9 protein-coding genes are annotated in these 9,340 nt (G+C 60.0%); 4 read left to right on the top strand and 5 right to left on the bottom strand.

Translation table 11 applies throughout. From position 1 onward, the window contains the following. The 5 genes from NTW95_06040 to NTW95_06020 all read right to left on the bottom strand — a co-directional run. Positions 1-129, bottom strand: a 129-nt coding sequence (locus tag NTW95_06040) for an NAD(P)/FAD-dependent oxidoreductase (GenBank protein ID MCX6556979.1), incomplete at its 3' end; no start/stop codon positions are given. 11 nt (positions 130-140) lie between these two features. After that, a complete protein-coding gene (gene thiD, locus NTW95_06035; protein ID MCX6556978.1) occupies positions 141-932 on the bottom strand; it encodes a bifunctional hydroxymethylpyrimidine kinase/phosphomethylpyrimidine kinase in 792 nt (263 codons plus the stop codon). Between the two features lie 7 nt (positions 933-939). Next, complete coding sequence (locus NTW95_06030; GenBank protein ID MCX6556977.1) at positions 940-1,866, bottom strand: 3-phosphoglycerate dehydrogenase; 927 nt, start codon at positions 1,864-1,866, stop codon at positions 940-942. Between the two features lie 346 nt (positions 1,867-2,212). Further along, positions 2,213-3,733: an AMP-binding protein gene (locus NTW95_06025; protein MCX6556976.1), complete on the bottom strand. Its 1,521-nt coding sequence runs from the start codon at positions 3,731-3,733 to the stop codon at positions 2,213-2,215. A 41-nt stretch (positions 3,734-3,774) separates the two neighbouring features. Then, a complete protein-coding gene (locus tag NTW95_06020; GenBank protein MCX6556975.1) occupies positions 3,775-4,143 on the bottom strand; it encodes a VOC family protein in 369 nt (122 codons plus the stop codon). 170 nt (positions 4,144-4,313) lie between these two features. Between NTW95_06020 and NTW95_06015 the strand changes: the two genes are divergently transcribed. From NTW95_06015 to NTW95_06000, 4 genes are all read left to right on the top strand, one after another. Continuing rightward, a complete protein-coding gene (locus NTW95_06015) occupies positions 4,314-4,694 on the top strand; it encodes a YigZ family protein (GenBank protein ID MCX6556974.1) in 381 nt (126 codons plus the stop codon). A 161-nt stretch (positions 4,695-4,855) separates the two neighbouring features. Then, on the top strand, positions 4,856-6,334 hold the full coding sequence (gene amrB / locus NTW95_06010) for an AmmeMemoRadiSam system protein B (protein MCX6556973.1): 1,479 nt from the start codon (positions 4,856-4,858) through the stop codon (positions 6,332-6,334). After that, the gene (gene amrS, locus NTW95_06005; protein MCX6556972.1) at positions 6,331-7,458 is read left to right on the top strand and encodes an AmmeMemoRadiSam system radical SAM enzyme; all 1,128 of its coding nucleotides are present in this window, start codon (positions 6,331-6,333) and stop codon (positions 7,456-7,458) included. Before amrB ends, amrS begins: the two co-directional genes overlap by 4 nt. 94 nt (positions 7,459-7,552) lie before the next feature. Next, positions 7,553-9,202 carry a carboxylase gene (locus tag NTW95_06000; protein ID MCX6556971.1) on the top strand — a complete coding sequence of 550 codons (1,650 nt, stop codon included), beginning with the start codon at positions 7,553-7,555 and terminating at the stop codon, positions 9,200-9,202. Positions 9,203-9,340 lie beyond the last annotated feature (138 nt).

Below are 9,340 nucleotides of genomic sequence, written 5' to 3'. Positions count from 1 at the left end.
CAGCTTCTTGCCGACGCGGTCCTTGCGTTCGAGCAAGACCACGGCCGCGCCGAGCCGGGCGGCGCTGATGGCGGCCATCATTCCCGAGCTGCCACCGCCGATCACGAACAGTTTCTTGTTGCCGGCCATCATCTCATCCCCTAACGCCGGCGATGAAAATGATCGATCACCCGAATCCCCGGTCGCAGGTAGTGGGGCCGGCGCAGACTGGCGGTAATGAAGGACTTGGCCTCGGCCACGGCGACGCGCAAGTCGCGGCCGCGGGCCAGGTAGGCGGCGATGGCCGCCGAGAAGGTGCAGCCCGAGCCGTGGCTGTTGACGCTGGCGGAGCGGTCGGCGGCATAGGTTTTCATTCCGCGGTTGTCCACCAGCAGGTCGACGGCTTGGCCGGGCAGGTGGCCGCCTTTCATCAGGAACGGGACCTTGTATGTCCGGTGCAGGCTTTGCCCGGCTTCGCGCAGGTCAACCAGCGAGCGCAGTTCCTGCCCGCATAGAAACTCGGCCTCGGCCAGGTTGGGGGTCACCACAAAGGCCAATGGCAGCAGCCGCTCGCGCAGAACATGGATGGCCCGCGGCTTGATCAGCCGGCTGCCCGAGGTAGCCGCGAAAACCGGGTCGACGACCAGCGGGATGCGCGTGTACTCTTCAAGCACGTCGGCCACCGTTTCGATGATGTCGCGATTGAAGAGCATGCCCGTCTTGATCGCCTTGACCGGGTAGCCCTCAAGGACGGACCGCATTTGTGCCTCGACGATTCGGGGCTCGATGGCCTGGATGGCGCTCACCCGTTCCAGGTTCTGGGCGGTGACGGCGGTGATGACGCTGGTCGCGTACACGCCGCAGGCGGAGAAAGTCTTAATATCGGCCTGGATGCCGGCGCCGCCGCCGGAGTCCGACCCGGCGACGGTCAGGGCCACCGCGTGCTTGAGCACGTGGCGTCTATTTGTTGACCTGGAAGGTCTTGTCGCCCTTCTCGAAGAAGGCCACGATCTGGCGAGCGGCGGCCAGCCCGGCGTTGACGTTGGCTTCCTCGGTCTGCGCCCCCATCTTCTTGGCGGTGAAGACAAAACGCCCGGCGTATTTTTCGCTGATCTCGGCCAGGCAGGCCGGGGCCACGTCGGCGCCGTACTTGAAGTCGGGGCGCTCGGCGAACATCTTCAGCAGCGACGGCTCGTCGATCACCTCGGCGCGGGCCGTGTTGATCAGCACCGCCCCCTTTTTCAGCTGGCCGAGCAGCGCGAAGTTGACCGAGTTGACCGTTTCCTTGGTCTTGGGAATGTGCAGCGAGACAAAATCGCATTTTTTGTAAAGCTCGTCCAGGGAAGCGACCGGGGTCACGCCGTCCTTCTTGATCGTTGCGTCCGGAATGAACGGGTCGAAGGCGAGGACTTCCATGCCGAAGCCCTTGGCGATGGGCGTGACGCAGCGGCCGACGGCGCCGTAGGCCTGCAGGCCGATCTTCTTGCCGCGCAGTTCGCTCCCCGACTTGCCGGAAAAAGCGCCGCGCGCCAGATACAGCATCAGGGCAAAGACCAGCTCGGCCACGGCGTTGGAATTCTGCCCCGGGGTGTTCATGACCACCACCTGGCGCGCCGTGGCGGCGTTCAGGTCGACGTTGTCGTAGCCGGCCCCGGCGCGGACAACGATCTTCAATCCGCTGCCGGCGGCAAGAACGGCCTCATCGATGATGTCGCTGCGGAAAATGATGGCGTCGGCCCCGGCCGCCGCCTTGACGAGGTCTTCCTTGGCTTTGTAGTTTTCCAACAGGATCATCTCGTATCCGGCTTTTTTAAGGATATCGGCGATCCCCTGCACCGCCACCTTGGCAAAAGGCTTTTCGGTCGCCACCAGCACTTTCTTTCCCATATCTATCCTCCTTGATGAATTTTTTCTATTGGAATTCTAATGATTTCACTACACCTTGTCAAATAATATCCGCTCGCTTTAATTGTAGAAAATAAAAGTATTTACAAAATTATCTGAATGCTCAAAACTCATCCCCTACCCCCTTTAGGTGGCAGACAAACCAAATCCGTCCACTTCGTGGCCATATGGTTTGTGCTGCCCTTCTCTTAACAAGAGAAGGGGAGTAAGAAGTATTCTTTACCCCCTCTTTAAAAAAAGAGAGGGGGAACGGGGGTGAGTTTGTTGATTAGATTCAAGAATATAAAAATTTATCTTAAACGCCAGAACATAATGTCGCGGTCTTCGCTTACTTGCCCAGGACGATGGCCCGGACCAGTTCGGTGATGCTGCGGAAATCGATCTTGCCGCTGCCGAGCTTGGGCATTTCGGGCATGACCACGAAGCGGCTGGGCAGGGCGATCTTGGGCAACTGCTCGGCCATTTCCTTGAGCAAGGCTTTTTCATCCACCTGCTGGGTGACGGCGGCGACGATCCTGGCCCCGCGCAACGGATCGGGGATCTCGACCACGCAGCATTCCACCTCGGGCGGCAGCAGCCTTTCCAGCACGTCCTCCACCCGGATCAACGATACCATTTCGCCGCCGATCTTCAGGAAGCGCTTCAAGCGCCCGACGTGCCATAGGTAACCGTCGGCATCCAGATAGCCCATGTCGCCGGTGTCGTACCAGCCGTGGCGGATGCTCAACGAGGTTTGTTCAAAATCATCGAAATAGCCCTTCATGACATTGTCGCCCTTGACCAGGATCTTGCCGATCGTGCCGACCGCGCAGCCCTCGCCGGTTTCATAATTCTCCACCCTGACCTGCACCCCGTTCAACGGCATGCCCGTGCTGCCAGGCCGGTTGTGGGACAGGGTGTTGACGGTGATGCCCGGGCTGGTCTCGGTCGTCCCGTAGGCTTCGAGCAGGGTTTTGCGGTGCTTTTTTAAGAAAGCCGTACGCAAGGCCTCGGGGCACTTATCGGCACCGCAGATCATGATGCGGATGCTTTCGAAATCACCGGGAGCCGAGTTGCGCACATAGCCCCAATAAAAGGTCGGCGTGCCGGCCATGAGCGTCACTTTTTCCTCGCGCACGATATCGCTGATGATCTTGAAATCGAGCGGGTTGGCGTAGGTGACCAGGGTCATGCCCTCGCACAGCGGCAGCCAGAGATTGGCGGTCTGGCCGAACACATGGAAATACGGCAGGTTGGCCAGGAAAATATCGTCGCCGCGCAGGTCGTAGGCTTTCTTCAGGCTTTCGTAATTGGCGCTGATGTTGCGATGGGTCAGCTGCACGCCCTTGGGGTCCTTTTCGCTGCCGCTGGTAAAAAGGATGAGCAGCGTGTCGTCCTCGTCGCCGCCGTGGAGCGATTTCAGCAGCCGTTCGGCGCCGGCGCCGGCCATCAGGGCGGCTTTCAGCTTGTCCATGATCGAGACCGAGTTCATGATGTCTTCGAGAAAGACCATGCCTTCAACCGGGCGGCAATTGATCTTTTCGCACAGCACCCTGGAGGTGATGATGGTCTTGAAGGCGCATTTCTTCCGGGCGTACTCGCAGTTGGCCGCCGCCCCGGTCGAATAATTGATCATCACCGGCACCCGCCCGCTCATCAGCGTCCCCAGGATGGCCAGGATCGATCCGGCCGAGTTGGGCAGCATGATGCCGAGAAACCCGGGCGCGTATTTTTCAAATTTCTTGACCAGGATCAGCGAACCGATGAGGGCGCGCTTGTAGGTCACCCGGCGGTTGAGGGTGCGGTCGATGACGGCCAGTTTCTTTTCGTTTTTCTTGGCCACGCGTACAAACTGCTGATGTAAAAGCATTTCGACTCCAACGACTATTTGCTAATTTTTAGGGACCGGGGTCACTTGGCCGGCTGCTCGACGAAGCCGAGCTCCAGGGCGTTGTTGTCGCGGGCGTGGAGCAATTTGACTCCGCTGGGCATGGCAAAAGGTCCGAACAGTATTTCCACGCCGTGGCTTTCGAGGTGGGCGGCTGTTTGCTTGATGTCCTTCACGTAGAAGCCGAGCGACAATCCCGAGCCGGAATAGGGCAATTCCTTGATGTCCTTGATGAACTCGATCTGATGACCGTGCTGATCGTCCATGAAGACGATCTCCATGCCCGTTCCCGGCGTGAAGCGCCGGACGACCTTGAAATCCAGGACGCGCTGATAAAAACCGATCGTCTTATCAATATCGATGGTATAAACGGTGATGAAATCGATCTTCATGGAACCTCCAGCTTGATGTCCACAACGTTTATTTTCCAACAAAGCAGAGACAAAATCAAGTGCCAGCGGGCCCAAGTTGAAAAAAGCAAAAAGCACGGGTGAATTCTCTTCGAAAAGCGCTTGACAGCTCCTGGAGGTTCGGGCTATCCTGTCGGTCGAGGAGACAGCGCATGAAGGTGGAGCACAGCGTCGAATTTTATTTCATCGCCGAGCGCTCGCGCTTTTTCGCCGTTCTCTTCCCGGCCGCCGACGAAACGGACGTGCAGAAAATGGTGCGACGTAAAAAGGGCGAACTGCGCAAGGCCAATCACCATTGCTGGGCTTTTCGCGGCCTTGACGGGAAGGGAAACGTTTACGAAAAGTCGCGCGACGACGGCGAGGTCGGCCATCCGGGCCGGGTGCTGCTCGAGCTCCTGCGCCATCACGATCTCGACGGCGGTTTGCTGGTATCGCGGATATTCGGCGGCGTCAAGCTCGGCGTCGGCGGCGTGTCCAGGGCGTTCCGCGAGGCCGGAGCCGGAGCGATAGAAGAATATAAGAAACATCTGTAGGGGCGTTCCGCTGGAACGCCCGATCTTTGTCGGAGACATCTGCTAGGGCGACCCAGCGGGTCGCCCCTACATCTTGAATTGGATTGATTGACTCCGGGTCCCGTTTGACCTAGAATTAATGCGGGGCCCTTATGAAACACTGGAAATTTTTAATACTTCTCATGATGCCGATATTGTTGTCCGCCGCCGATGACATCCGACCTTATCTGAACACCGGTCCCTGGTATCCAGCCGACCCGGCGCAGCTGCAACGGATGCTCGACGGCTTCTTCGACTCCCTGCCTTTGCCGGCAGGGGAAACCGCGGTCAGGGGCATCATCGCCCCCCATGCCGGCTTCCTATACTCGGGCCGCTGCGCCGCCAAGGCCTACCGCGCGCTCGCTCCCAGCCAGGGTATTCGCCGCGTCATCCTGATGGGGGCCTCGCACTCGCGCGGCTTCCACGGCGCCTGCGTCGCCGACTACGGCGCCTACGCCACGCCGCTGGGAACAATGGCGGTGGACGTGGGAATATGCCGTGCCCTGGCCGCGAAGGAATTGTTCCAAAGCAATCGCGACACCATGCGCTTCGAGCACGCGCTGGAAAACCAGCTCCCCTTCCTGCAGAAAGCGCTGGGAAACGACGGCTACAAGCTCGTCCCGATCGTTTTCGGCTCGCTGGCCAAGAAGGAGTTCGAAAAGCTGGCCGCCGCCATCGCCCCCTTCGTCGACGCGCACACCCTGGTCGTGGCCAGCAGCGACCTGACCCACTATGGCGAGTCTTTTTCCTACACGCCATTCAAAGGTGATATAAAGGGACAATTGACCGCATTGGACACCGGGTTCATCGAAGCGGTGCGACTCCTCGATTTCGACAAATATTACCAGTATCATGAACGGACCGGTATCACCGCCTGCGGCTTCGTCCCCATCGGAGTCCTGATCCAGTTGTTCAAGAATCAGCGCTTAAAATGCAGCCTGGCCGATTATTACAAGTCGGGCGACCTGAACGGGGATTATTCGACCAGCGTCAGCTACGCCTCGCTGCTCTTTATGGAGGGCGGCGCCGGCAAAGCCGCGGCCGAGTCCATCGGCCTGGACCGGGCCGAAAAAAAAATGCTCCTGGAACTAGCCCGCTCCACCCTGGAGGAACATTTCCTGGAAAAATCGGCCGCAAGTGGGGATGAAGATCGATTCTCCGCCCATGCGCGGCTCAAGGAGAAGCGGGGCGTCTTCGTCACCCTGCGCGAAAAGGGCGAGCTGCGCGGCTGCATCGGCAGCATCATCGGCGTCGAACCGCTCTACCGCGGCGTAATGGCCAACGCGCTCCATGCCGCGCTGGACGACCCGCGCTTCGAGCCGCTGCCGGCAGGCGAACTGAACCGGGTGGAGATCGAGATCTCGGTCATGACCCCGCTGCGGCCGATCAGCGATTACCGTTCCATCCGCCTGGGCAGCGACGGCGTGGTCATCCGCGACGGCCACGCCCAAGCCGTCTACTTGCCGCAGGTGGCCACTGAGACCGGCTGGAACCTCGACCAGTTCCTGGCCAGCCTGTGCGCCAAGGCCGGGCTGCAACGCGATGCCTACCAAAGCTCCCCGACCATGCAGTTCTACGTCTTCCAGGCCCAGGTCTTCGGCGAAAAGGATTCGGGCAAATGAAAACCCATCAGCGCTGCAGCCGCCGATCTTTCCTGAAAACCATCGGTAAAACCGCGCTGGCCGCGCCGCTCCTGCTCAACGGGCCGCGCCTCGCGGCCGCCGATGCCTATGTCCCCAGGGCCAGCGAGGCCATGTATTACGAGAAGCTGGCCGGGAAAAAAGTTCACTGCCGGCTCTGCCCCAACCAATGCAAGGTGGCCGACGGGGAAAGGGGTGAGTGCGGCGTGCGCGAGAACCGTTCCGGCGTCTTCTATACTCTGGTTTACGGCCAGCCGTGCGCCGTCCACGTCGACCCGATCGAAAAAAAGCCGCTGTTTCACTATTTCCCGGGCGCCCAGGCGTTCTCCCTGGCCACGGCCGGCTGCAACTTCAACTGCCGTTTCTGCCAGAATTGGGAAATTTCCCAGCGCCGCCCCGAGGAGGTCCAGGCCATCAACCTGCCGCCCGAAGCGGTGGTCCGCCAGGCCCGGAGCCAGGCGTGCCCGATCATCGCCTACACCTACAGTGAACCGGTGATCTTTTTCGAATACATGCGCGATATCGCCGCGCTGGGCAAGGAGAAAGGCATCCCCAGCGTCATGATCTCCAACGGCTTTATCGAGAAAAAACCGCTGCAGGAGCTCTGCCGTTCGCTGGGCGCGGTCAAGGTCGACCTCAAGGCGTTCACGGAGGATTTTTACCGCGAGCAGTGCGGCGGCGAGCTGCAGCCGGTGCTCGACACCCTGCTCGCCCTGCGCGACGAGAAAATCTGGTTCGAGGTCGTGGTGCTGCTCATCCCGGGCTTGAACGACGACCGCGCCGAGATCGAGCGCATGTGCCGCTGGATCGTGCAGGAACTGGGGGCTGAGGTGCCCTTGCATTTTTCCCGTTTCACCCCCATGTACATGCTCAAGAACATCCCGCCCACTCCCGCCGAGACGCTTTACATGGCCCGCAAGATCGCTCAGGGCGCCGGGATCAAGTTCTGCTATGTCGGCAACCTGCTCTCCGACGCCGGCAACACCTATTGCCCGAGCTGCGGCAGGCTGCTGATCCGCCGCCTGCTGTACAGCATCGAGAATACGGGACTGGCCGGCAACCGCTGCCGTTACTGCAAGACCGTCATCCCTGGGGTGTTTTCCTAAAACACACCGCCTCTTTCATTCCCGGTCAATTTGTTATATAATAAATTTTAAAACACACCCTGGCAATCAGGCAAATCAATTTAACGAGTGCAGAATGGCTGAAAAAATATTGATCCGTGATCTGACCCTGCGCGACGGGCAGCAGTCGCAGTTCGCCACGCGCATGAACCAGGCCCAGGTGGACCGCCTCCTCCCCCTTTACCGGAAAGCCTGCTTCTACGCCATGGAGGTCTGGGGCGGCGCCGTCCCCGACTCGGTCATGCGCTACCTCAACGAGAACCCCTGGGGGCGGCTGGAGAAGATCAAGGCAGCCGTCGGCTCCGTTTCCAAGCTCACCGCCCTGTCGCGCGGCCGCAACCTCTTCGGCTACAACCCCTACCCGGACAACGTCATCGAGGGCTTCTGCCGCAACGCCGTGCGCTCGGGCATCGACATCATGCGCATTTTCGACGCCTTGAACGATATCGACAACATGAAGTCGACCATCCGTTACGTCAAGGAGAACAAGGGCATCGCCGACTGCGCCGTGTGCTACACCGTCGACCCGAAGTTCTCCATCGCTGAGCGGGCCAAGGCGCTCCTGCGCGGCAAACCCCTGCCCGGGAAGATCTTCGGCGTCGACTATTTCGTCGCCAAGGCCGAGCAGCTGGCCTACCTGGGCGCCGACATGATCACCATCAAGGACATGGCCGGGCTCATTGACCCGAAAACGTCGGGAGAACTGATCCGCGCCCTGAAAACGAATGTGGGCATACCCGTCGACCTGCACACCCACTGCACGCCGGGTTTCGGACTGGCCTCGGTGCTGATGGCCATGGTCAACGGCGTGGACATCGTCGACACCGTCATCCTGAACTTCTCGGGCGGCCCGGCGGCGCCGGCCTTCGAGCTCGTGCAGGTTTTCGCCGACAAGCTCGGCCTGGAGACCGGGGTCGAGCGCGAAGCGGTCGCGGCCATCAACAAAATCCTTCTGGACGTGCGCAACGAGCTGTCCCAGTTCGACCAGTACAAGCTGGTTCCCCGCCCCTTCGATATCGCCGTCGACAAGCTCCCCGAACAGATCGACCTCATCTTCGACCGGGCCATTGTTGCGGCCAGGGAGGAACGCATCGCCGAGCTCCTGCGCCATACCCAGGCCATCGAGAGCTATTTCAATTTTCCCCCGCCCGACGACATCGTGCGCGTGGCCCAGATCCCCGGCGGCATGTACACCAACATGCTGGCCCAGCTGCAGCAGGCCAAACTGGGGCACCTGAAGGACAAAGTGCTGCAGACGGTGCCGCGCGTACGGTTCGACGCCGGCGTCCCACCCCTGGTCACGCCAACCAGCCAGATCGTCGGCGTGCAGGCGGTCAACTGCGTCATCGACGCGGCCAACGGCAGGCCCTTCTACACCTCCACCTCGACCCAGTTCGTCAACCTGGTCAAGGGGAGCTACGGCAAAACGCCGGTCAAGGTCGACCCCGCCTTCCGCTTGAAGATCGCCGGCACCCGCACGGAGACCCCCTACGACACCTCCACGTACCGCAAGCAGGAAAACCCGGTACTCGATGAGTTCGGCGGCGTTCGCCTGGCCGCGAATGAAAAAGAGGAGCTGCTGCTCGAGCTCTTTCCCACCGTGGCCCATACCTTTTTGAAAAACTTGCGCGAGAAAGAGTACCGGGACAATCCGGCCAAGACTCCCAAGAAAGAGGAGCTGAGCGCCGCCGACAAGATGTGGGAGAGTCTGGCGGAGTACGCCTGATATCAAACGTCTGTCGCTAGCCGCCAGACGCTTGACATCAGCAAGAGACCACAATTCCAAAAACCTTTATCCCCATATTTCCCGATTACATAAAAAATTAATATAATATTACATGAAAAGGACGATGAATAAAGGCTG

Source organism: Candidatus Aminicenantes bacterium, assembly GCA_026393795.1.
GTDB lineage: Bacteria > Acidobacteriota > Aminicenantia > UBA2199 > UBA2199 > UBA2199.
The sequence above is the reverse complement of the archived record's forward strand: the minus strand, read 5'-3'. Positions and strand labels throughout refer to the sequence as shown.